Origin of the sequence: Streptomyces sp. W16, assembly GCF_033194735.1 — a bacterium.
GTDB lineage: Bacteria > Actinomycetota > Actinomycetes > Streptomycetales > Streptomycetaceae > Streptomyces.
Genome location: NZ_JAWOAI010000028.1, coordinates 1 through 21,591, shown reverse-complemented (window position 1 = coordinate 21,591; position 21,591 = coordinate 1). Strand labels below are relative to the sequence as shown.

Annotated in this window: 20 protein-coding genes and 4 pseudogenes; 12 read left to right on the top strand and 12 right to left on the bottom strand. The window is 69.0% G+C overall.

What is annotated here, in order from left to right; translation table 11 throughout:
* Positions 1-75: 75 nt before the first annotated feature.
* Positions 76-1,689 (bottom strand): IS1182 family transposase, encoded by a 1,614-nt coding sequence (locus R6V09_RS06140; protein WP_317880297.1) that lies wholly within the window; start codon positions 1,687-1,689, stop codon positions 76-78.
* A gap of 357 nt (positions 1,690-2,046) precedes the next feature.
* Here R6V09_RS06140 and R6V09_RS06135 point away from each other — a divergent pair, with 357 nt between their 5' ends.
* The gene (locus R6V09_RS06135) at positions 2,047-2,349 is read left to right on the top strand and encodes a transposase (protein WP_317880310.1); all 303 of its coding nucleotides are present in this window, start codon (positions 2,047-2,049) and stop codon (positions 2,347-2,349) included.
* Here the strand turns inward: R6V09_RS06135 and R6V09_RS06130 are convergent.
* The 4 genes and pseudogenes from R6V09_RS06130 to R6V09_RS54550 form a co-directional block, all read right to left on the bottom strand.
* Positions 2,308-3,255: pseudogene (locus R6V09_RS06130) on the bottom strand (IS481 family transposase); the annotation flags it as partial. The gene R6V09_RS06135 and the pseudogene R6V09_RS06130 sit on opposite strands and share 42 nt — an antisense overlap.
* A 77-nt stretch (positions 3,256-3,332) precedes the next feature.
* Positions 3,333-4,247 (bottom strand): SDR family NAD(P)-dependent oxidoreductase, encoded by a 915-nt coding sequence (locus tag R6V09_RS06125; RefSeq protein WP_317880296.1) that lies wholly within the window; start codon positions 4,245-4,247, stop codon positions 3,333-3,335.
* Between the two features lie 75 nt (positions 4,248-4,322).
* The gene (locus R6V09_RS06120) at positions 4,323-4,676 is read right to left on the bottom strand and encodes an NAD-binding protein (protein ID WP_317880295.1); all 354 of its coding nucleotides are present in this window, start codon (positions 4,674-4,676) and stop codon (positions 4,323-4,325) included.
* A gap of 91 nt (positions 4,677-4,767) precedes the next feature.
* A pseudogene (locus tag R6V09_RS54550) lies at positions 4,768-5,142 on the bottom strand (NAD(P)-binding domain-containing protein); the annotation flags it as partial.
* A gap of 217 nt (positions 5,143-5,359) precedes the next feature.
* On the opposite strand from R6V09_RS54550, the gene R6V09_RS06115 reads away from it, so the two are divergent.
* Positions 5,360-6,181, top strand: coding sequence for a helix-turn-helix domain-containing protein (locus R6V09_RS06115; protein ID WP_317880294.1), 822 nt, complete (start codon positions 5,360-5,362; stop codon positions 6,179-6,181).
* A 64-nt stretch (positions 6,182-6,245) separates the two neighbouring features.
* Here the strand turns inward: R6V09_RS06115 and R6V09_RS06110 are convergent, their stop codons facing one another.
* Positions 6,246-7,076 carry an alpha/beta fold hydrolase gene (locus tag R6V09_RS06110; protein ID WP_317880293.1) on the bottom strand — a complete coding sequence of 277 codons (831 nt, stop codon included), beginning with the start codon at positions 7,074-7,076 and terminating at the stop codon, positions 6,246-6,248.
* Between the two features lie 311 nt (positions 7,077-7,387).
* On the opposite strand from R6V09_RS06110, the pseudogene R6V09_RS54545 reads away from it, so the two are divergent.
* The 3 genes and pseudogenes from R6V09_RS54545 to R6V09_RS06100 all read left to right on the top strand — a co-directional run.
* A pseudogene (locus tag R6V09_RS54545) lies at positions 7,388-7,522 on the top strand (transcriptional regulator); the annotation flags it as partial.
* A 216-nt stretch (positions 7,523-7,738) separates the two neighbouring features.
* On the top strand, positions 7,739-7,873 hold the full coding sequence (locus R6V09_RS06105; RefSeq protein WP_317880292.1) for a hypothetical protein: 135 nt from the start codon (positions 7,739-7,741) through the stop codon (positions 7,871-7,873).
* Between the two features lie 30 nt (positions 7,874-7,903).
* Positions 7,904-8,107, top strand: coding sequence for a hypothetical protein (locus R6V09_RS06100; protein ID WP_317880291.1), 204 nt, complete (start codon positions 7,904-7,906; stop codon positions 8,105-8,107).
* Here the strand turns inward: R6V09_RS06100 and R6V09_RS06095 are convergent.
* Together R6V09_RS06095 and R6V09_RS06090 are read right to left on the bottom strand one after the other, a co-directional pair.
* Positions 8,064-8,545 (bottom strand): annotated as a pseudogene (locus tag R6V09_RS06095) (hypothetical protein). The gene R6V09_RS06100 and the pseudogene R6V09_RS06095 overlap by 44 nt on opposite strands.
* Before the next feature lie 122 nt (positions 8,546-8,667).
* Positions 8,668-9,537 carry a ketopantoate reductase family protein gene (locus tag R6V09_RS06090; protein WP_317880290.1) on the bottom strand — a complete coding sequence of 290 codons (870 nt, stop codon included), beginning with the start codon at positions 9,535-9,537 and terminating at the stop codon, positions 8,668-8,670.
* Between the two features lie 70 nt (positions 9,538-9,607).
* Here R6V09_RS06090 and R6V09_RS06085 point away from each other — a divergent pair, with 70 nt between their 5' ends.
* Entirely contained in the window at positions 9,608-10,237 is a 630-nt protein-coding gene (locus tag R6V09_RS06085) for a TetR/AcrR family transcriptional regulator (RefSeq protein ID WP_317880289.1), read from the top strand.
* A 483-nt stretch (positions 10,238-10,720) separates the two neighbouring features.
* The gene (locus R6V09_RS06080) at positions 10,721-12,241 is read left to right on the top strand and encodes a carboxylesterase/lipase family protein (RefSeq protein ID WP_317880288.1); all 1,521 of its coding nucleotides are present in this window, start codon (positions 10,721-10,723) and stop codon (positions 12,239-12,241) included.
* Between the two features lie 103 nt (positions 12,242-12,344).
* Here the strand turns inward: R6V09_RS06080 and R6V09_RS06075 are convergent, their stop codons facing one another.
* The 4 genes from R6V09_RS06075 to R6V09_RS06060 form a co-directional block, all read right to left on the bottom strand.
* Positions 12,345-13,394, bottom strand: coding sequence for a 2,3-butanediol dehydrogenase (locus R6V09_RS06075; protein WP_317880287.1), 1,050 nt, complete (start codon positions 13,392-13,394; stop codon positions 12,345-12,347).
* A gap of 38 nt (positions 13,395-13,432) precedes the next feature.
* Complete coding sequence (locus R6V09_RS06070; RefSeq protein WP_317880286.1) at positions 13,433-14,797, bottom strand: NAD-dependent succinate-semialdehyde dehydrogenase; 1,365 nt, start codon at positions 14,795-14,797, stop codon at positions 13,433-13,435.
* A 64-nt stretch (positions 14,798-14,861) separates the two neighbouring features.
* Complete coding sequence (locus R6V09_RS06065; protein WP_317880285.1) at positions 14,862-15,392, bottom strand: flavin reductase family protein; 531 nt, start codon at positions 15,390-15,392, stop codon at positions 14,862-14,864.
* Between the two features lie 36 nt (positions 15,393-15,428).
* Positions 15,429-16,598, bottom strand: a complete 1,170-nt coding sequence (locus R6V09_RS06060; RefSeq protein ID WP_317880284.1) for an LLM class flavin-dependent oxidoreductase — start codon at positions 16,596-16,598, stop codon at positions 15,429-15,431.
* A 161-nt stretch (positions 16,599-16,759) separates the two neighbouring features.
* Here R6V09_RS06060 and R6V09_RS06055 point away from each other — a divergent pair, with 161 nt between their 5' ends.
* The 5 genes from R6V09_RS06055 to R6V09_RS06035 all read left to right on the top strand — a co-directional run.
* The gene (locus R6V09_RS06055) at positions 16,760-17,152 is read left to right on the top strand and encodes a VOC family protein (RefSeq protein ID WP_317880283.1); all 393 of its coding nucleotides are present in this window, start codon (positions 16,760-16,762) and stop codon (positions 17,150-17,152) included.
* Positions 17,153-17,376: 224 nt separating this feature from the next.
* A complete protein-coding gene (locus R6V09_RS06050) occupies positions 17,377-19,026 on the top strand; it encodes a sigma-54-dependent Fis family transcriptional regulator (protein WP_317880282.1) in 1,650 nt (549 codons plus the stop codon).
* Positions 19,027-19,272: 246 nt separating this feature from the next.
* A complete protein-coding gene (locus R6V09_RS06045) occupies positions 19,273-20,211 on the top strand; it encodes an ABC transporter ATP-binding protein (protein ID WP_317880281.1) in 939 nt (312 codons plus the stop codon).
* Entirely contained in the window at positions 20,208-21,023 is an 816-nt protein-coding gene (locus tag R6V09_RS06040; protein WP_317880280.1) for an ABC transporter permease, read from the top strand. The genes R6V09_RS06045 and R6V09_RS06040 overlap by 4 nt, the downstream gene beginning before the upstream one ends.
* A gap of 52 nt (positions 21,024-21,075) precedes the next feature.
* The coding region (locus tag R6V09_RS06035) for a DUF7134 domain-containing protein (protein ID WP_442809984.1) at positions 21,076-21,591 on the top strand (516 nt) is incomplete at its 3' end.

Below are 21,591 nucleotides of genomic sequence, written 5' to 3'. Positions count from 1 at the left end.
CGGCCCCGACTCGGCCGAGACCGGACCAAACGCTCAGTAAGCTTGACTCTGTCGGGGATCTTGTAGACGCCGAGGTCAACTACCCAGGGTGCGCCAGGACTTGAGACGAGGGATCTCGCGTTGGTCGAGGTAGTTCTGGAAGGCAGTCGGCCGGCGGGGCGTGGGGGCTTCCGCGGCCGGTGTCAGTGCGCTGAGGCGCTCGATGTTGACGGCGATGGCCGTCAGGACGTGCTGGACGTGGGCCTTTCCCTGTCCCCGGTAGCGACAGCGTCGCATGCCGTGTCCGTGGGCGAACTCGTTGATGGTGCCCTCCACCCCGGAGCGGACCGCATAGCGGGCCTTCCAGTCAGGCGTCTGTTGCTCGGCGCGGACGCGGAGCTGCAGGTCGCGGAGTTCTCGTGGAGGGAAGCCCACGGTGCGGGCGTTGTCGGCGGTGCTGGTGCACTGGGCGCGAGCTGGGCAGGGACGGCATTGGCTTTTGGTGAACCGTGCCACGATCAGTGGGGCCGCGGTGGGCGAGGAGGTCGGGTAGGGGCCGTGCCAGCCCGCGCTGACCTGCCCCTGCGGGCAGGTGACCTGCTGACGATCGAAGTCGATATGGAAGTCGTCCCGGGCGAAGCCCTCGTTTTGGCGGTGCTGGCGGGTGGGGTTGCTCTTCAGCGGCCCGGAGACGGTGACCTGGTGTTCACGAGCGGCTTGTTCCAAGTGGGGCAGGGAGGTGTAGCCGGCGTCGACCAGGTGCTCGGCGGGCAGCAGCTCGCGGCGGGCGAGGCGGGTGTGGATGCCGGGCAGGACCTGGCTGTCGTGGGTGGTGGCCGCGGTGGTGGCCACGTCCGTGATCACGTTGGGGCCGTCGGGAGCGCAGGTCTCGGTCAGATGCGCCGAGAACCCTTTCCAGCTGATGATGTGTCCGTGCCGTGCGTAGCGGGCCGAGGGGTCGTAGGGAGAGACGATCGCCCTCGACGAGGGCGGCAGTCCGGGTCCGCCTTCCTTCTCGGCGGTGCGCCAGCGCAGGTGCCCTGCGGCATCACGGTGGTAGTTCTGCACCATGATCTGGCGCAGGGCCTGGACACGGGGAGCGGGCATGCGGTCCGCTCCGCGACGGTGGAGGTGTTCCAGGAGCCGGGCGGCGTCGTTTCCGGTGGCAAGAATCCTGGTCATGGGCTTGGTGGGGTTCTTGCCCAGGCGGACCGGCCGGCCGTAGCGGCGCCCCCAGTCCTCATCGACCAGCTCGTCGAGCAGGTGCGGGAACGTGCCGGCGACTTCTTCGAGTGCGGCGCGGACCGCTTCGGTGATCAGCTCCAGGCGGGTCAGGTCACGTACCGCGGCCAGGACGTGGGTGGAGTCGGTGCGCTGTGTGGTGCGCTCGCGCACCAGGCCGGCCTCCTTGAGCCGGGCCAGCGCGAGGTCCAGGAGACGGTCAGGACGGCCGTCCTCAGCGAGACGGTCACGGAAGTCTGCCAGCACACTGTGGTGAAACCCGGGATCGTCCAGTTCCATGGCCATCGCGTACTTGAAGTCGATGCGGCAGCGGACCGCCTCGGCGGCCTGCCGGTCCGACAGGCCGAGCAGGAACTGCAGCACACAGACGGTGGCCAGTTGAGCAGGCGAAAGCCCGGGACGTCCGTCCCTGGGGTACCAGTCCGCGAAGTCCTCGTCGCACCACAGCCCGTTGAGGCGGTCCCTCACCCATATCGCCGTCGTGCCGCCCGGGTTGCTTGCCCGCGCCACCTGCGCGGTCAGAGGCGGGACTCGCTCACCGGAACGGGGGCGCAGGGACAACGGGCACCTCGACAGCTGCATCGGTCGGCAGAACTACCCGAGCCTGCCCGTTGACCATGCTGCCGCACCGGGAAACTCCAAGATCCCCGACAGAGTCAAGGTAAGAAGCTGTTGTCTTTTCGATTTTGAGAGATGCGCGTCGAACGGGAATCCCGATCGGGTGGTCGCGGGGCGCTGGGCGCATAGGAACAGGGCCTCCTGAACAGCTCGTTGGTGTCGAATCGCCGAGCAGCAGGAGGCCTGGTGCAGCAGTCGTGCGTGCCGATGGCCGGGCAGTCCAGCGCGGTCACCTGGGAGTGCGACTGTCTGGCTCACCGGTTCGGAAACGCCGCCGGCAACGGGACGCGGCAGCCTCGCTACCCGACGGACATGACGGACGGGGAGTGGGCCGTGGTCCGCCCGCTACTTCCGGTGCCGGGCTGGATGCGTGGCCGGGGCGGCCGATCGGAGGGGTACCGCCACAGGGCCATGCTCGATGCAATCCGGTATCTCGTGGACAACGGGATCAAGCGGCGGGTAGTGCCTGTACTGACCCGAGAGGTTGGGGACGCGGCTGGCGGGTGGTAGCCCCTTCAGAGCGGTGTGTGGCCGGTGATGGTTGTAGTTGTGCAGCCAGACGGGGAACGCGTCGCGGCGTTCCTGCTCGCTCAGGTAGGGCCTGGTGTAGGCCCATTCGTCGAGGAGGGTGCGGTTGAAGCGCTCGCCCTTCCCGTTGGTCTGCGGGCGGTAGGGGCGGGTGCGTTTGTGCACGATCCCCGCATCAGCCAGTGTGGTTGCCCACGTGCGTGAGCGGTAGCAGGAGCCGTTGTCGGTCAGGATGCGCTGGACGGTGATCCCGGCCCGAATGAAGAACTCCTGTGCTCGGGCCCAGAATGCGGAGGCGGTCTCCTTCTTCTCGTCGGCGAGGATCTCGCTGTAGGCCAGGCGGGAATGGTCGTCTACTGCGTTGTGGAGGTAGCTGTAGCCCCCGCCGATACGGTTCTTGCGGCCGACCTGGCGGCCCAGCACTTGATGGCCGCCGCCGTTGGGGATGTTTCCGAGCTTCTTGATGTCGATGTGTACCAAGTCGCCTGGTTCGGTGTGCTCGTAGCGTCGGATGACGCGTCCCGTGGCAAGGTCCAGGTGCGACAGGCGGGCGATGCGGTATCGGCTGAGGACTCGGTGCACGGTGGAGGGATTGAGGCCGAGCAGGTAGGCGATGCGGGCTGGGCCCCAGCGGCGTAGAACACGGACTTTGATGATGCGCCGCTCCATACGGGTCGGAGTACGGCGCGGGCTGTGGTGGGGGCGACTGGACCGGTCGCGCATGCCGACCTCGCCTTCCTCTCGGTAGCGGTCCGCCCATCGTTTAGCGGTAGTGGGCGAGACTTGGAAGCGTTCGGCTGCCCGTCTCAGCGGCCAGCCATCTCGTATGACGCAGAGAGCCAGTCGGAGGCGGCCGGTTTCGGTCAGGGGCGCATTGCGGTGAGGCATGAACGTCTTTCTGAATCAGCACATAGCGGCGGCCGGGCGCGCTGGTGCGACCGGCCGCGAGTGGGTGGAGAAGGGGATCAGGACAGGAGGCGGAGGGACTCCTCCCAGAGGCGTTCTGCGTTGGCGGTGTCGAGTGCGTAGGTTGCGACTCCATCGGCCCAGCCGTTGCCGTCGGTGACCGGGACGGCTTCGTTGCAGTCTTCGAAGTAGCGGCCGCCGATGCCCTCCAGTTGAGGAGAGGTGGCCAGCAGCACGGAGGTTGCGGCGCCTTGCTGGGGCGTCTTGCGGCGCTCGGGCGGGGTCCTGAGGCCGCCGGTGTGGCGCTGGAGGTTGGTGGCGATGGCTCCGGGCATGAGGGCGTTGGCGGTGATGCCGTCGGCTGCCCAGCGGCGGGTGGCTTCGACGGCGAAGAGCACGGTGGCGGTCTTTGACTGCCCGTAGGCCAGCAACGGGTCGTAGGGGCGGTAGTGGAAGTTGATGTCGTCGAAGACCACCGGGGAGATCAGATGTCCGCTGGAACTGACAGCCACGATGCGTGCGTCGCCGTCGGCGGCCAGTGCGTCGTGCAGGCCGGTGGCCAGGGCGAAGTGACCGAGGTGATTGGTGGCGAACTGCATCTCCCAGCCCTCGGGGGTGCGTTCGAGTTCGGGCGTGGCCATGATTCCGGCGTTGTTGACCAAGAGGTGGAGCGGCCCGTCCCACGCTTCTACGAAGGCGTCCGCCGAAGCGTGGTCCGCGACATCGAGGCGGGTGACGTGGATGTCCTTGTTGCCGGTGGTCGCGGTGATGTCGGCAGCGGTTGCTTCACCTGCTGCCGTGTTGCGTACGGCCAGCGTCACCTGGGCGCCGGTGGCTGCCAGGGTCCGGGCGGTCTCGATGCCGATGCCGGAGGTGGCGCCGGTGATGATCGCCCGCCGTCCGGAGAGGTCGATGCCGCGGGCTACTTCGTCAGCCGTGGTGGAGAAGCCGAAGGGGGTCGTGATGCGAGTCATGATCAGATTTCTTTCGCGAGGATGCGCGGGACGGGAGGTACCCGGAGGCCCAGCGCGGGGAGGGCATCAGAGAGGTCATGGGGAGGGATGGGCCGGGTGGGCTGGTGAGGTCGCGAGGGTGACCGCATCGACCAGGCCGTCGGTGCCGGCCAGTGCACGGCGGCGCAGTTCCTCCGGGTCGAGGCCGTGGGCCCGTACGGTGTCAGCGAAGTGCTCGATGTCCTTGCGCATCAGGCCCTGCAGGTGGAGGGCGTTCTCGGGGGTGATGACGGTGCCGAGCGCGCGCAGTGAGGCGCTGCCACCGCTGCTGTCGCAGATCACGTCGAGGAGGGCCGGGATGTCCACGTGAAGCTGTTGGGCGAGGCGGACCAGGTCCACGGCGCTCTTCAGGTTCGACATCGTCATCGCGTTGTTGAGGAGCTTGGTCATCTGACCGGTCCCGACCGGTCCCGACCGGACCCATGCGGCTGACGCGGGTGGAGAAGGTGGCGAATACCGGTGTGCACCGATCGAAGGCGACCGCGTCGCGGCCGACGAACGTGGTCAGGGTGCGGGCCTGCGCCCCTGGGCCGCCGCCGCTGACCGGAGCATCCAGGTAGAAGACGTCGAGGCCGTACAGCGACTCGGCGATCGTCACGTTCTCGCCCGGATCTCCGGTGCCGTGATTGACGACCACCGTCCCCGGCCGGAGGCGCTCGCGTACCCCAGGGGTGTTCAGGACGTCCCAGATGTCGCCGTCATCGCGCAGGCATAGCGCCAGGATATCGCTGGCAGCCACGAGATCGACGACCGTGGCATGAGCGGTGTGCGGGATGCCGGCCATCGCCTCCAGCGACGTCGGGCGCCGGGCCCATATGTGGAGGTCGAAACCGCGGTCCCCGATCGCCTGGGCCATGGGGGCACCCTGGTCTCCCAGGCCGATGAAGCCGACGGCCGGACTCCGTTGTTCGGGGCTGCTCACTGCGGCCACCTTCCAGACAGGGCCATGGACGCGGTAACCGGAACATTCCGCATGGCCTTTCCCTGCCATGGTCACTCCGCGCCTCGACCCCAGCCAGGGCAGCCGACAGGGCAGATCAGGCTGGGGCGGAATGCCTCGTACCGTGGAGCAGGTGAGCGCCAACCATCTCGGCAACTACCTCCGAGCGCGTCGTGACCTCGTCGATCCCAAGGACATCGGCCTGCCCGGAGGCGGCCGCCGCCGTGTGCCCGGCCTGCGCCGTGAGGAGGTCGCCCTGCTCGCTGGCATCAGCAGCGAGTACTACCTGCGCCTGGAACAAGGACGCGACCAAAACCCCTCACCGGCCGTGCTGGACGCCCTCGCCCGCGTTCTCCAGCTTGACCTGGACGCGACCCGGCACCTGCACGCCCTCGTCACTCCCGCTCCACGGCATAGCCGCCCGCCCCTGGACGACGAGCGCGTTCCCCTCGGCATTCAGCAACTAATCAGCACATCCTGGGCGGGCACCCCTGCGGTGGTCTTGAACCGCTACATGGATGTACTCACGGCCAACTCCCTGGCCATCGCACTGGCTCCCGGCAACCAGCCAGGCACCAATGCCATACGGTCCGCTTTCCTCGACCCGCGTATGCGCTCCCTGTACCTCAACTGGGGAGAGATGACCATCCGCGCCGTCGCCAGTCTGCGCGCCCTCATCGGCTCGAACGAGAGCGATCCACGCGTCGGGGAGCTGGTGAACGAACTCTCCGCAGAGAGCGAGACTTTCCGCCGCCTATGGGCGCGCCACGACGTCAGCCCCCGAGGTGCCGGCGCCTCAAAGCTGGACCACCCCCAGGTGGGACTGCTGGAGCTGCACTACGAACGACTCCTACTCGCTGGCACTGACGGCCAGCTCCTCGTCGTACATCACGCCGATCCCGGTAGTCCTTCCGCACAGAAACTGGCCCAGCTCACCGACACCCTCAGTACGTAACGATCCAACGCGGCTCCCAGGACCAGCCGCTGTCCCTAACCTCCGTGGACAGAACACAGCACCGTCAGGACTGCAGGAAGGCGAGGATGTCGGGGTTCAGGACGTCCGGGTGGACCTGCAGCATCCCATGGGGGTAGCCCTCGTAGCTCTTGAGTGTTCCGTTCTTGAGGAGTTTCGCGGCAAGCGGTCCGGAGTCCTCGTAGGGGACGACCTGATCGCCTGTGCCATGGCAGACCAGAACGGGGATGTCGATCTGCTTGAGGTCCTCGGTAAAGTCCGTCTCGGAGAAGGCCTTGATGCATTCATAATGGGCGTTGGCCGCGCCCATCATGCCCTGGCGCCACCAGTTGTCGATCAGGCCCTGCGAGACCTCCGCGCCCGGCCTGTTGAAGCCGTAGAACGGGCCGGTGGGGACATCGATGTAGAACTGCGCGCGATTGGCGGTGAGCGCGGCGCGGAACCCGTCGAAGACGTCGATCGGCGTGCCGTCCGGGTTATTAGCGGACTTAACCATGATCGGCGGCACCGCGCCGACCAGCACGGCCTTGGCCACTCGTCCGGCCTTTGCGCGCGCTGCGTACCTTGCCACCTCGCCGCCGCCGGTCGAGTGGCCGATATGGAAGGCCTCCTGGAGGTCGAGAGCGTCGGTCAGCGCGATGACGTCGGCCGCATAGGTGTTCATGTCGTGTCCGGTCGAGGTCTGCGTGGAACGGCCGTGACCCCGGCGATCGTGCGCGATCACGCGGTAGCCGTGCGACAGGAAGAACAGCATCTGGTTGTCCCAGTCATCCGCACTCAGTGGCCATCCATGGTGGAAAACCACCGGCTGGCCGTCGCGCGGCCCCCAGTCCTTGTAGAAGATGTCCGTGCCGTCAGCGGTGGTGATCGTGGTCATTGCTGAACCTTCCGCTCGAAAGGGGAGTCCTGAAAAGCAGGACGACGGATGGGCGGGAGTGGGAGTGGGGCACCCTGGTCTCCCAGGCCGATGAAGCCGACGGCCGGACTCCGTTGTTCGGGGCTGCTCACTGCGGCCACCTTCCAGATAGGGCCATGGACGCGGAAACCAGAACATTCCGCATGGCCTTTCCCTGCCATGGTCACTCCGCGCCTCTTCCCCAGCCAGGGCCGTCTCAACACTGGTAGTGCCAGGACCAGGAAACCCAGCCACAGATCATCAGCCGACGGGGCAGATCAGGCTGGGGCGGAATGCCTCGTACCGTGGAGCAGGTGAGCGCCAACCATCTCGGCAACTACCTCCGAGCGCGTCGTGACCTCGTCGATCCCAAGGACATCGGCCTGCCCGGAGGCGGCCGCCGCCGTGTGCCCGGCCTGCGCCGTGAGAACGATCCAACGCGGCTCCCAGAACCAGCCGCTGTCCCTAACCTCCGTGGACAGAACAGCTAGGGCGGGATGCGGAGCCGACGGCCGGTGTGATCGACTCGCAGTCGGTCAAGGCGGACGCCGTCGTCGGAACGGACAGCTGCGGCTTCGACGGCGGCAAACTCGTCAACGGCCGCAAGCGGCACGTCGTGGTCGACACGCTCGGCCCTGCTGGGCGTGATGGTCACCGCTGCGGACACCGGCGAGCGAACTGCCGCTCGCGTGCTGCTCGGGCAGGTCGCCGACGTGCACCACCGGTTGGAGCTGGTCTGGGTCGACGGCGGCTACACCGGCAGCCTCGTCGCCCACTGACTCACCACGCTCGCGCTGGTCCTGGCGATCGTGAGACGCAACGACGACACGCGCGGCTTCACAGTGCTGCCCAAGCGGTGGATCGTCGAGCGCCTCTTCGCCCACCTGATGCGAAGCCGCCGTCTGGTGCGCGACTTCGAACACCGCACCACCAGCGCCGAAGCGATGGTCTACTGGTCGATGACCCTGCTCATGACACGCCGTCTTGCCCGGCCAGCCCCGGGGCGAGAGTGAACCGGCCCGGCTGTTGCTCGGCCAGCCGGCCCCGCGCGACCGGGCGCTTCGCTTTCGACCGCAGCAGGTCAGCGCCTCTTGACGGAGCCGCTGCCGGTCCACGAGCGCGGTAAGGATGCGCTGGTAGTCCCCCGACAGCACCTCCCAGGCCAGCCCCTCACGCCACACCGGCACCTGCGACTTCGGCTTCGCCGCATCCCGGGGTTCCGGCGATGCATACGCATCCCGCGGATCCTCGGTGGCCTCCGTGCCGACGGTGTTGCCGTCGTCCGGAGCCAGCACCGTGTCGACCCGCCTGCGAGCAATCGCCCACTCCTGCCATTCCTGCTCGGCCGCGGCCAGTTCGGCCTGGATACGGTCGGCCCCCTCCCGCAGCCCGTTGAGTCGACGGCGAGCGGCGAGCTCGTGCTGTTCCAGCAGTCCGACGACTGACGGCATTCATGACCTCCCGGGGAGCGACGACCCGACAGGCCACAACTCCCGCGGAATCACCACTGCTAATCCCCGACCAGCGGAAACGCACCGATCACACCCGCAAAGACAGCAGCTTCTAAGCCTTCTCAGCGTTTTGTATAGGCGCGCATCTGTTCGGCCAGCCGCGCGAGTTCGGCCGCTGCCGCGGGCGAGGCGTCGCTGAGTCCGCTGTGTACGGCCGTCGGGCTTCGCAGGAAGCGCCGCAGCGTGGCCACGAGCAGACATTCCGGCAGGGTCTGCAATGCAGCGAACCCGCGAGGGGTCGGCGGCGTCGGCATGGCGGCCAGGTTCTGCCGTATGAGGCGGAGCATGCCCCGGACCGCGTCCGGATCGTCGGCAAGCGCTACCGGGCCGCCCGCCGTGTGCACCGCCTGCCCGAGCGGGACCTCGAACGCCGCGTGTGTCTTGAGCCAGGCATCCATCTTCGGCTCGGTCTTGGCGCTGATCCCGATGGTCCGGAACGCCTCCACGATCCGTTCCAGTCGCGGGGTGGTCCGGCCGTCGGGTTCGCCGATCGGCATCGCAACCCGGCGGGTCATGAAGTTGGCCGCGCGATAGCGGACCACGTCGCCGTCCATCGTGCCGCCGGCCATGGGGAAGCCGAGCAGCACCCGCTCGTGGCCGATCACCGCGCCCAGCGGCTCCGCGCCGGCCGCCCAGTTGAGCAGGAACAGCACGTCGCCTTCGAGACCGGCGAGTGACTCCAGCACCGTGTCCACCTGATGGGTGCGGACGAAGACCGTGATCAGGTCGTACCCGCCGGCCGGGTGCTCGACCACCGGCACCGGTACCCGCTTGACGGCCGGACTGTCTTCCTCGGCGAGCTGCACGCCGTGCCGGCGCAGGGCGGCCAGGCGCTCGCCCCGGGCGAGGAGCGAGACGTCGTGCCCGGCCTCATGCAGGCGGGCGGCGAACAGGCTGCCGAGAACCCCGGCGCCGTAGACGAGCAGTTTCATGGCAACCCTTTTCGTCCGTTCGTTTCAGTCATACGTTCGTTTTAATCAAACGTCTGTAGTGTACGCAGGCATGGCGCCACCTGACACCCGCACCCAGATCCTCGACGCGGCCGAACACCTCTTCGCCGAGCGCGGTTACCGCGGCACCTCGGTCCGCGCGATCACCGACCTCGCCGGAGCGAACCTGGCCGCGGTCGGGTATCACTTCGGCTCGAAGGCGGAACTCCTGGCCGCGGTCGCCCGCCGCGTGATCGAGCCCATCAACGCCGCGCAGTGCGCAGGGCTGGACCGACTGCTCGCCCGGACCCCGGACCCTGCGGTCACCGAACTGGTGGAGGCATTCGCGGGGCCGCTGTTCGACGAGATGCCGGCTGGTGACGAGGGCGGTGCCCGGACGTCCCGGCTGATCGTGACGATCCTCAGCGACCCGGCCGAGGAGGTGCGCAGCTGGACCGGTCCGGCCGAGGACGCGGTCCGTGAACGCTACCTGGCAGCCTTCGGGCGCGCACTGCCCGGCCTTTCTCCGGAGGAGCTGCGGTTCCGGATGCGGGGGATCCTCGCCGTGACGGCCGTGGACCGCGTCGAGGTCTACCAGCAGCGCTCCCCGGCCTGCCTGTCCCCGGTAGCGGGCGAGGCGGCCCGGCGCTGGGCGATCACGTTCCTGACAGCAGCGATGAGCGCACCACCGACGGGGACCTGACAAGCTCGGGACGGCCGAGGCCGACCGGCGACGTCACTGGGCGGCGAGCCAGGCGGCCGGCGTCTGCTCGGCCCGGAATCTTTGGCGGGTGGAGACGGACGGAAGTTGGTCGCGCGGGCCTGTCGTGTCGAGGTCAGCGTCTGCGCTCGTCGGGTGCGAGCAGGCTGGTGACCTCGGCGATCGCCTCCGCCGAGGGATGGAAGTGCTTCCTCATGTTCTCGGGCTTCTCGTGCCGCGATGTGGCCACGAGCGTTCCTGCCGACTTCGGTGATGTGCCCCCCCCGGGGGCACGCGGTGATACCGAGAATCATTCGCGCCCCTCGACAACTGGGTTCGTCTGACGAAATATTGTTCACGCGTATGAGTGGTTCGGCGATGATTGGCCGACGTCAACAGAGTCGGCTACATGGCCCGCCCGCTGACCTGATGTGAATCCCGTGCACGGGCTGCCTGCCCGGTTGCCGGTCCTTGGAGGAGTTGTCGATGAGCAGTGGCGAGTTCCCGGAGGTCGGGACAGTGGCGGGCGTGGTCCGTGGTCGTCGTGAAGGTGGCCTGGAGGTGTTCCGGGGCATCCCGTTCGCACAGCCCCCAGTGGGGGAAGCGCGGTTCGGGGCGCCGCGGCCGGTGGCGGGCTGGGACGGTGTGCGGGAGGCGTTCGCGTTCGGTCCGCCGCCTCCGCAGGAGCCGATGGGCCCCCAAGCCGGGCCCGTTGTCGGCCTTCCGGCGGATGACGACTGGCTGACGGTCAACATCTGGACACCGGAGACGGACTCGGCCGCACGACGGCCGGTGATGGTGTGGATCTACGGTGGCGCCTACAAGTTCGGCTCTGCCGACGACCCGGCCTACGACGGCAGCCGGCTCTCCCGTGACGGCGACCTGGTGGTGGTCACCCTCAACTACCGGGTCGGCATCGAGGGGTTCGCCCTCATCGAAGGCGCACCCGCGAACCGGGGCCTGCTCGACCAGGTCGCCGCCCTGGAGTGGGTGCGTGAGAACATCGGCGCCTTCGGCGGCGATCCCGATCAGGTCACCGTCTTCGGTGAGTCCGCGGGCGCCGGGTCGATCGCCGCGCTGCTGGCCATGCCGCGGGCACGGGGTCTGTTCCGGAGGGCGATCACACAGAGCGTGCCGGGGACCTTCTTCTCCACCGCACTGGCCGGTGACATCGCCGAGGTCCTGGCGGGTGGGCTGGGACTGCGCCCGACGGTCGCCGATCTGTCCGGTGTGGACCCGCGCAAATTGCCCGAGGCGGGAGCCGCACTGAGTGCCGGGATGCGCGGGTACGTGGACCGCTGGGGTCCGGTCGCTCTGACTCCGACTCCCTTCTCGCCCGTCGTCGACGGCGATGTCCTGCCCACCACTCCGTGGCAGGCCCTCGCGAGCGGCGCCGCGCGGGACGTGGAGCTGATCGCCGGGCACAACCGGGACGAGTACCGCCTCTTCCTCATGCTGGGCGGGCTGCTGGGGCAGGTGGACGAGGGCCTGGCGGCGATGGCGCTGGGCCTGTTCGGACCGACGCCGGAGAGCGGGCAGGCCTACCGTGCCGCGTTCCCGGACGCCTCGGCGGAGTACCTGTTCGAACTGGTGCAGTCCGACTGGCTGTTCCGCATGCCGTCCCTTCACCTGGCGGAGGCGCAGGTGGCGGGCGGCGGCCGGGCGCACGTGTACGAGCTGACTTGGGCCGCACCCGCCAACGGCGGCGCTCTGGGCGCCTGCCACGGCCTGGACGTACCCCTGACTTTCGGCGTGTACGGAGGCCTGGGTGCCATGTTGACCGGGCCCGTTCCCTCGCCGGAGACCGAGGCGCTCTCCGCGCGCTTCCGCTCCGCGTGGACCGCCTTCGCCGCCACGGGTGACCCGGGCTGGCCCGCGTACGACGCCGAGACGCGCCTCGTCCAGGTCCTCGACACCGAACCGATGGTCACCGCGTACCCGGAAGAGGCCGCCCGCCGCATCTGGGAACACCACGCCTTCGCCGCGCTGCCCCTGACGACGGCGTAGCCCGAGTGCCTCCGCACCCTCGTTCCATGGCCGGCCAGACGATGACTGGCCGGCCGTTCCAGCCGTCCCGCACCGCTGTTGCTCCTTGCCACGCGGGGAGTTGTCAGGCGGTCGGGTCGATCAGCAGCTTCATCCGGCGACCGGCGCGAAGCTCGGTGAAGCCCCCGTCGATGAGATCGCTGAGGGGGATGGTGTCGACCCAGCCGGTGGTGTCGTAGTGCCCCTGGGCCATGAGGGCCATGACGGCGCGATAGTCGTCCGCCGTGTAGCAGATGGTGCCCTGGATACGCCGTTCCCGGAGTACGAGGCTGAGGAGCGGCGTGGGCAGGGGACGGTCGTAGATCGCGACGCTGATCAGCGGACGGCGCTCGCCGATGGAGGCCAGCGCGGACTCCACGGCCGGCGCCACGCCGGCGGCGTCGAAGGCGGCGTCGACGCCGTCGCCGTTCGTACGGTCCGCGATCAGCGCGGGCACGTCCACCGCTGCCGGGTCCAGGGTGCGGGCGCCGAGCCGCTCGACGGCCGCCCGTCGCTCGGGCGACGGCTCGACCACGTCGATCTCCGTCAGCCCCATGCCCCGTAGAGCGAACCAGAGACCGATGCCGATCGGTCCCGCGCCGTAGACCAGGGCGGAGTCCTGGTTGCCGACGCCACCGAGAGCGGCGGCGTGGTAAGCGACGGACATGGGCTCGACGAGGGCACCGAGGCCGAGGGAGACGGACTCCGGCAGTCGGTGGACCTGGTTGACGGGCACGACGGTGTACTCGGCCATGCCGCCGTCCGCCATGAGCCCGTGGAACCCGATGCTCGTACAGAGGTTGTAATGGCCTGTGCGGCAGGGGCGGCACTCGCCGCAGCGGTAGATCGGCTCGATGGCGACCTGGTCGCCGACCGACACCTCGGTGACGTCGGCACCGATCTCGGCGACGGTTCCCGAGAACTCGTGGCCCAGGATCACGGGCATCGCCCTGCCGGTGAGCGGGTGCGGTTCTCGGGGGGAGATGAAGATCGGCCCGTCGTAGTACTCGTGAAGATCGGTTCCGCAGATGCCGTTCGCGTGGACCTTCACCTTGACTTCGCCGGCGCCGGGGGACGGCTCCGGCACGTCCACGATCTCGATCTTGCTGTTCCCGTAGTACATGGCTGCGCGCATCGATACCTCCATGTTCTGGTGCGGCGCGTACAGGCGGGTCAGGGGCTTCGGAGCAGCTTCTTGTTCGCGAACTCGTCGAGTCCGAACCGGCCGAGTTCCCGCCCGATGCCGGAGTTCTTCACCCCGCCGAACGGCATCTCGGGCGAGCTGCGGACCAGCATGTTGAGGCCGACCATTCCGACGTCGAGCCGGTCGGCGACGTATTCCGCCTCGGCCGGATCCGCGGTGAACACCGCGCTGCCGAGGCCGTACGGCGAACTGTTGGCGAGGTCGATCGCCGCCTCGGTGGAGTCGACGCGGTAGAGGACGGCGACCGGACCGAAGATCTCCTCGTGATACGCCCGCATCTCCGGAGTGACGCCCGAGAGCACGGTCGGGGGGTAGTACGCGCCCGGGCCCTCGGGCACCTCCCCGCCGAGGTGGAGTTCGGCGCCCTTGGCGACGGCGTCGCGGACCTGCTCGGCGACCTGGTCGCGCGCGGCGACGGACGACAGCGGACCGAGGCGGGTGGACTCGTCGGCGGGGTCACCGGTGTGCCAGGTCGCCGTCTCCGCGAGAAAGCGGGTCACGAACTCGTCCCAGACCGGCTCCACGACGATGGTCCGCTTCATCGAGGTGCAGACCTGTCCGGCGTTCCAGAAGCGGCCGATCGCCGCCGCGGAAACCGCCTGCTCCAGGTCGGCTCGGGGCAGCACGATCAGCGGGTCGGATCCGCCCAGTTCCAGCACGCACTTCTTCAGGTGCTGCCCCGCGAGCGCTCCGATCACCCGGCCCGCGCGTTCCGAGCCGGTGAGCGACACCCCCTGTAGAAGGGGGCTCGCGATCATCGTGGCGATCTGCTCGTGCGTGGCGAAGACGTTCTGGTACACATCGGCGGGAGCGCCCGCCTCCTCCGCGACGGACTCGATCGCGAGGGAGAGCTGTGGGCAGTTGGGCGCGTGCTTCAGCAGGATGGTGTTCCCGAGCAGCAGGTTCGGGGCGACGAAGCGGGCCGCCTGATAGAGGGGGAAGTTCCACGGCATGATGCCGAGCAGCGGACCGATGGGCGCGGTGCGGACCAACGCCTTGCCGGTGCCCGCGATGTCGAGCATCTCGTCCTTGAGGAGATCGGGACCCGAGGTGGCGTAGTACTCGTAGATCGAGGCCGCGAGTTCGACCTCGGCCCGCGCCTGTGCGACGGGCTTGCCCATCTCCAGCGTGGTGAGGGCGGCGAGTTCCTCGGCCTTCTGCCGGTGCAGCGCGGCCATGCGCGCGAGGACCGCGGCCCGCTCGGAGAGCCGTGTCGCGGACCATGTCCGATACGCCGTCGCAGCCGAGACGAGGGCCTGGCCGGCCTCGGTGTCCGTCAGGGTCGCGAACTTGCGCGCGACGGCGCCTGTGGTCGGATCAACGGTTGCGTACACCTCTGTGGTCCTCCGGGTCGGGTGGGATCTCGGTGCTGAACGGGCATGACGCCGCAGGCGCGGCTCACCATTGCTCCGCGCTGGTGTGCTGCTCCTCGTCGAGTGTCAGCGCGATCTTGCGGAACCGGCTGGCGTGGAAGATGAGCGGCGGTGTGTACGGAGCCGTGTCGAGGCCCTGGACCTCCAGCAGGGCGATGAGGTGGTCGCCGGCCTCGACCTCGTCGTAGAGCGAGACCTCCATCCACGCGCTCGAACCGCGGATCAGGATGCTGTCGTGAGGCCCCGCGTCCCATTCGACGCCGGCGAAACGGTCGCCCTGCTTGCTCGCGAGCTGGCGGCACGCGCCGTCATGCCACTGCGAGAGCACGCTCAGTCCCAGCCGTGGCCGCTCGCGCAGGACCGGCCACGTCGAAGACGTCTTCTGGATGCACACCGACACCAATGGCGGATCCACGGAGACCGAGGTGAAGGAACTGGCGGCCATGCCTGTCGGGACGCGGTCCACGCGGGCGCAGAGGGCCGCGACCCCGGACGGGAACGCCCCGAAGGCATGGCGCAACTGCTCGCCGCAGGTCACCTGTTGGAGGCGGATCATCTCTGTTGTTCCTTCCTGCGGTGCCTGCGAGGAGGGTCAGGCGGAGGCGCCCTGCGATTCCTTGCGCTCCTCGGCGTGACGTGCGGTCGCCGCCTGGATGGCGTCGGCCTGACGCTGGTCCAGTTCGTTCCAACGCGACACCGCGTAGTCCCGGGACCGCAGGAGACGGTCCGCGCTGCCCTGGAACCGCGGCTTGACGTGGTCGGCGAAGAGCTCGTAGCTCTTGAGGGTGGCGTCGTGCCTGGCCCACTCGTGATGAATGAGCAGGAACGAGCCGAAACCCCTCGACTGGCCTTCGAGCCGCTCGATCTGTGCGATCGCGTCGTCCACGGTGCCGATGACCCCGAGGCCGCTCTCGTTGAGCCACTCGATGCGCTCCTCGAAGGTCTTGCCCGCGGCGCGGAAGTGGGGAGCGGCGAGCACGTCCTGGGTGTAGTCGCACCAGGCGTCCAGGCCGTACCGGACGTCCTCGATGGCCTGCTCCTTGGTCTCGGCGAGGTGCATGGGGCCGCACAGGCGCCACTTGGTCCGGTCGGGGGTGTGGCCGAACAGCGGCGCCCGCTCCTCCATCACGTCCCAGTGCAGGGCGAGCGCGTCGAAGCCGCTCCGGTTGGTGGCGCCGACGGACATCAGGTGGATGCCGTTCTTGGCCGCGATGCGCGGGCCGGTGGGGGAGGCGATCGCGGCGACCGTGATCTCGAAGTCGCTGTAGGGCGCGTACTGGGTGTGCGCGTCGACCAGGTTGTAGCGGTTCGTCTTCGCGGTCACGGTCTCGCCCCGGAGGATGGCCATCAGTACGTCGACGTCCTCCTCGAACGCCGTGCGCTGCTCCTCAAGGCTGATGCCGATCATGGTGGCGTCGGTCGGCAGGGCGCCCGGGCCCAGGCCGAGCATGAAGCGGCCGCGCAGCAGACGGTCGAGGAAGAGCGCACGGTCCGCGACCCACAACGGGTTGTGGTACGGCAGGGAGAGCACGCCCGTGCCGAGCTTGATGTGCCTGGTCTGCGGCGCGGCCCACGCGATGAACGACATCGGGTCCGGGATCAGCTCGTGGCCGGCCGAGTGGTGCTCGCCGATCCAGGCCTCGTCGAAGCCCAGCCTGTCCATGTGCTGGATGACGGCCAGGTCACGCTCGTAGGCCGTGGTCGGGTCCTGGCCCGGGGGGCAGTGGAAGGGAGCCATGAAGGTCCCGAACTTCAGCGCCATCGCCATGTCCTCCTCGTTGAGGGTTGGTGCACGCGTCGCTTGGTGTCGCGCAGTGACGACTGAAACACGCACCGGCCGCCGACGGTTGTGCAACTTTGGGACGCCTCGAGGTGTGCCAAGAGTGGACAGTCAGTCCCTGGCCGCCGGGGTTGACTTGGTTCATGACCACACACGACTCACCCAGGCGCTCGGCCGCGTCGCCGTCCGCGGTACCTGGAGCGCAGTTGCGCCAGGTCGTCCACCCGGTCGACGACGTCTCCGAGGCCGTCGAGTTCTACGGCACCGTGCTGGGACTCCCCACCCGCTTCGTGGACGGCGAGCGTTACGCGGCCTTCGACGCCGGGCCCAGCACCTTCGCCGTCGCTGCGGACACGGAGGACGTGGCAGGCGTCGCGGCAGCCGCTTTCAAGGTGGACGACATCGCGGAGTTCCTCGACCGGCTCGGGGCGGTCGGCGGCCAGGTCGTCGAGGGCCCGGCCGACGGCCCGCACGAGCGCCGGGTCGTGATCAGTGATCCCTGGGGCAACAGGATGATCGTCTATGCCGCACTCTGACAAAGAGCGCGTCCATGCCCGAAGCTCCGCTTCCACGCCCGGAGTTCCCTCCTCCGACTATTACCGATGGCGGATGAGTGGGTATTTGATTGGTATTGGACGGCGCATGCGCTTCGTGGTTGTGTGAGAGGAGGTGACAGCGTCGTTGCCGCGGCAGGAAGGTGGGGCCAGCAGTGATCGACACCCATCGTGGCCTTTCCGCCGGTGATGAACCGGGCTCTCTCATGGTGAGAACCGAGATCGTCGAGTCCTGGCGGCGATCGCGGCTGAACGGGGTCGACCCGGACCATGTTCCCTGCGTCGAGGGCGAGCCCAGCCTCGACAGCCGGACGGCCAAGGTCGCCATCCCCGTACTCACCTCCATGGCCGACGTTCTGATCGGCGCGAACACCAGCCTCCTGCTCAGCGCGCCGGACGGCACCCTGCTGTGGCGCTGGGACGAGGACAGCCGGCTGCGTTCCCGCCTGAACCGCAGCAGCGTCGTGATCGGCACCCGCTGGTCCGAGGACGTCATCGGCACGAACGGCCTGGGCACGGCCCTGGAGACCGCTCGCGCCGTGACGGTCAACGGCACAGAGCACTTCAACGAAGCCCTGCACGACTTCGCCTGCGCGGGGGCACCCATCCGGCATCCGGTCACCCACCGGGTGACCGGGGTGTTGAGCGTCACCAGCCTTGTCGAGCACGCCAGTCCTCTGATGGCACCGACCCTGCTTCGCCTGGCGCACGACATAGAGGAGGAGCTGTACGGGGAGACCTCGATGCACGAGCGCCAGATGCTGCGCCATTTCCTGGCCGAGCGTCGGCGTACCCGGAGCGCGGTGGTGGTCGTCAGCGCGGACGTGGTCATTGCCAACTCCCTCGCCACGTCGATGGATCTCGACCACTCGGCGCTGTGGCAGCGGATCGAGGACGGGCCCGACGACGTCATCGGACTCGAACTCTCCAGCGGGTCACGGGTCACCGTGTGCCGCCCCGTGCACCGAGGCGGCGTGCTGGTCGGAGCCGTGGTCGTCGCCGAGGAGATGCCCGCCTCGGCGGTGGTCCGGCCGACGCCGACCCGCGCCCGCGATCCGCGGCGCCAGGAACGCCCCTGGATCCGAGTCGTCGCCCAACTGCGCTCGACCGCGTCCACGACCGACCGGCTTCTGGTCGTCGGCGAGCACGGGACCGGCAAGCGCGCCGCCCTGCGTGCCGCGGTCGCGGACTCCGATCGCGCATACCGCGAACTGGACTGCGCCACGGTCGACGAGGTCGGTCACGAGCAGTGGCTGGCCGATGCCCGTGCGCTGGTGGAGCATGTGGACGAACTCCTTGTCTTCGCCCACCTCGACGACCTCGACGACCGTACGTACCGAGCCCTCGCGACGATTCTGGACCGGGCGCCGCGCATCGACGGATCCGACCTGCGGCTCGCGGCCACGGTCTCGGCCGCCGCATTCCACAACGACCTGCTGCCGCGCGCGATCCTCGACCAGTTCCCGCCGCTCACCTTCGAGATTCCTCCCCTCCGCAAGCGCACCGACGACGCCCTGGCCCGGCTGGTCGACCAGGGAGTGGGCATGCCGAGGCTCTCGCACGAGGTGATCCAGGCGGTCCAGCGCCACCCATGGCCCGGAAACCACCGCCAACTGGAGGAGTTCCGGCGCTGGTTGACCCGCCAGAACCGGCCGGTCGTCACGGCGGCGGACCTGCCGCCCGCCTGGCTCCACGAGGTCACCCGCGGCCACCTGACCGCCATGCAGACCGCGGAGTCGGACGCCATCGCGACCGCACTGCGCGAGCACGGCGGCAACAAGGCGGCTGCCGCGACGGCACTCGGGATCTCTCGCTCCTCGCTCTACCGGAAGCTGCGCGAGTACCGACTGCGCTGACGCACCCGGTGACGCCCACCGTCAGAGAGGCGTCGACCGCGCAGACCCGGCGTTCGCACGTGATGCCCGGGACCGGCGCACAGCGTGCTACTCCCGGACGACAGCGGTTAGTACCGCAGGACGAACGAGGGTGATCGGGTCGGCATCGTGGTGCCGTCGGCGGCGGTCGCGGCACACCTAGCGTTCTTGGCAGGGCAGCCGGGATCCCCGGCGCGCCCGGTCGAGATCGTGGAGGGAAACCCGCCGATGATAGAGATCCATCACGTCGTCAAACGCTACGGCGACAAGACGGCTGTCGACGACCTGGACTTCACCGTCGAGCCGGGTGTGGTGACGGGCTTCCTCGGCCCGAACGGGGCGGGAAAGTCCACGACCATGCGCATGATCATCGGCCTCGACGCGCCCACCAGCGGCCATGTGACGGTCAACGGCAAGCAGTACGCCCAGCACACCGCACCGCTCCAGGAGGTCGGCGCGCTGTTGGAGGCCAGGTCCGTCCACCCCGGCCGCTCCGCCTACAGCCACCTGCTCTCCCTCGCGTACACCCATGGCATTCCGCGCCGCCGGGTGGGCGAGGTGATCGAACTCGCCGGCCTCGGCAAGGTCGCCAAGAAGCGGGCCGGCTCCTTCTCGTTGGGCATGGGACAACGCCTGGGCATCGCGGCGGCACTGTTGGGCGACCCGCAGACGGTGATGCTGGACGAGCCGGTCAACGGCCTCGACCCGGAGGGCGTGCTGTGGATCCGCAACCTCCTCAAGGGCCTGGCAGCCGAAGGACGCACCGTCTTCGTGTCCTCGCACCTGATGAGCGAGATGGCGCTGACGGCGACCAACCTCGTCATCGTCGGCCGGGGCAGGCTGCTCGCCGACACGACGGTGGCGTCCTTCGTCGAGCAGGCGGGCGGCGAGAGCGTGAAGGTCGTCAGCTCCGACCCGGAGCGGCTGCGCGCGCTGCTGGCCGGGCCCGACGTCACCGTCACCGGCGAGATCGGCACCGAGACCCTGCAGGTGTCGGGGCTGAGCGCCCGCGAGATCGGCAGCCTGGCCGCCGACGCGGGCATCGCCGTCTACGACCTCACCCAGCAGGCGGTCTCCCTTGAGGAGGCGTTCATGGCCCTGACCCATGACGCCGTCGAGTACCGCAGCAGCACCGACACGGAAACGAAGGGGAGTGTCGCGGCATGACCAGCGTCCAGACCACATCCATTCCCGCGGCGGACACGACCGCGAACCCCCGCTACAAGGTGACCTTCCCCAGAGTGCTGCGCTCGGAATGGTCGAAGTTCCTCTCCCTGCGGTCGAGTTGGATCACTCTCGCGTTGGCCGTGCTGGCCACGGTAGTCATCGGCATGGTGGCGGCCTACCGCTACGACCCGGTCCACGCCGACCAGCACGACGCGGTCGCGCTGTCACTGGACGGCATCACCCTGGCCCAGCTCGTGGTGGGTGTCCTGGGTGTGCTGGCAACAGCCGGGGAGTACACCACCGGCATGATCCGCTCCACGTTCGCCGCGGTGCCCCATCGCCTGCCGGTCCTCTGGTCCAAGTGCCTGATCTACTTCGGCGTGGTGTTCGTGGTCGGGGCGGCGGGTGCGGTCGCCTCCTTCCTGGCGGGTGCGGGCTTTCTGTCCGGCAAGCCGATCGCACTGACCTTGTCGGACGCCGGCGTGCTGCGCTGCCTGTTCGGTGCCGCCCTCTACCTGGCGCTGGTGGCCGTACTGGGCGCGGGACTGGGCATACTGGTGCGCTCGGCGGCGGGCGGCATCTGTCTGCTGGTCGGTGCGCTGATGCTGATGCCGGTCTTCCTCGACCTGCTCCCCAGCAACTGGAAGACGGACGTGACCCCGTACCTGCCGGCCAACGCTGGCCAGTCGGTCTTCACCCTGCACACGGACAGTACGATGCTCAGCCCCGGTACGGGCCTGTTGGTCCTGCTCGGCTGGGTGACGGCGGTGCTGGTGGGCGCGGCGTACCGTGTGAAGCATTCCGACAGCTGACCGGCGTATCGGACGGCATCCCTGATCCACCGACCCTGCGCGAGGCCGCACCATGAACCCCGTAGCCGAACCCGTGTGGGACCAGCCGCTGGCCAGTAGCTGGATCCGCCTGCGCTCCGCCGACCGGGCCCGTCCGCAGGTACTGGACTCGCTGCTCGCGGCGGGCGTCCTGGCCGCCGCGATCGCCGACCTCTTCGAGCAGGAGGAGCGCGGCCTGTTCGGGGTGCAGGGAGTGCCGGCCTGGGTGGTCGTCATCAACGCGGCGGCGCTGGCGCTGCCCTTGGTGTGGCGTCGGCGCGCCCCGCTCGCGGTCTTCGGCGTCGTGCTGGGGGTCTGCGCGGCGCAGTGGGCGGCGGGACTGGCGCTGCGCAGCGACCTCAGCCTGATGATTGCCCTGTACGGGGCCGGTCGCTACGCCTCGCCGCGCGCGCTGCGGAACATCGCGATCGCCACGGCGCCGGTGTGCGCACTGCTGGCCTTCCGGGTCCAGCCGCTGGACTCTCAGCCGTGGGTGTCCCTGTTCTTCGTGCTGTGCGCGGCCACCGCGGCGTCGGCCCTCGGCCTGGCC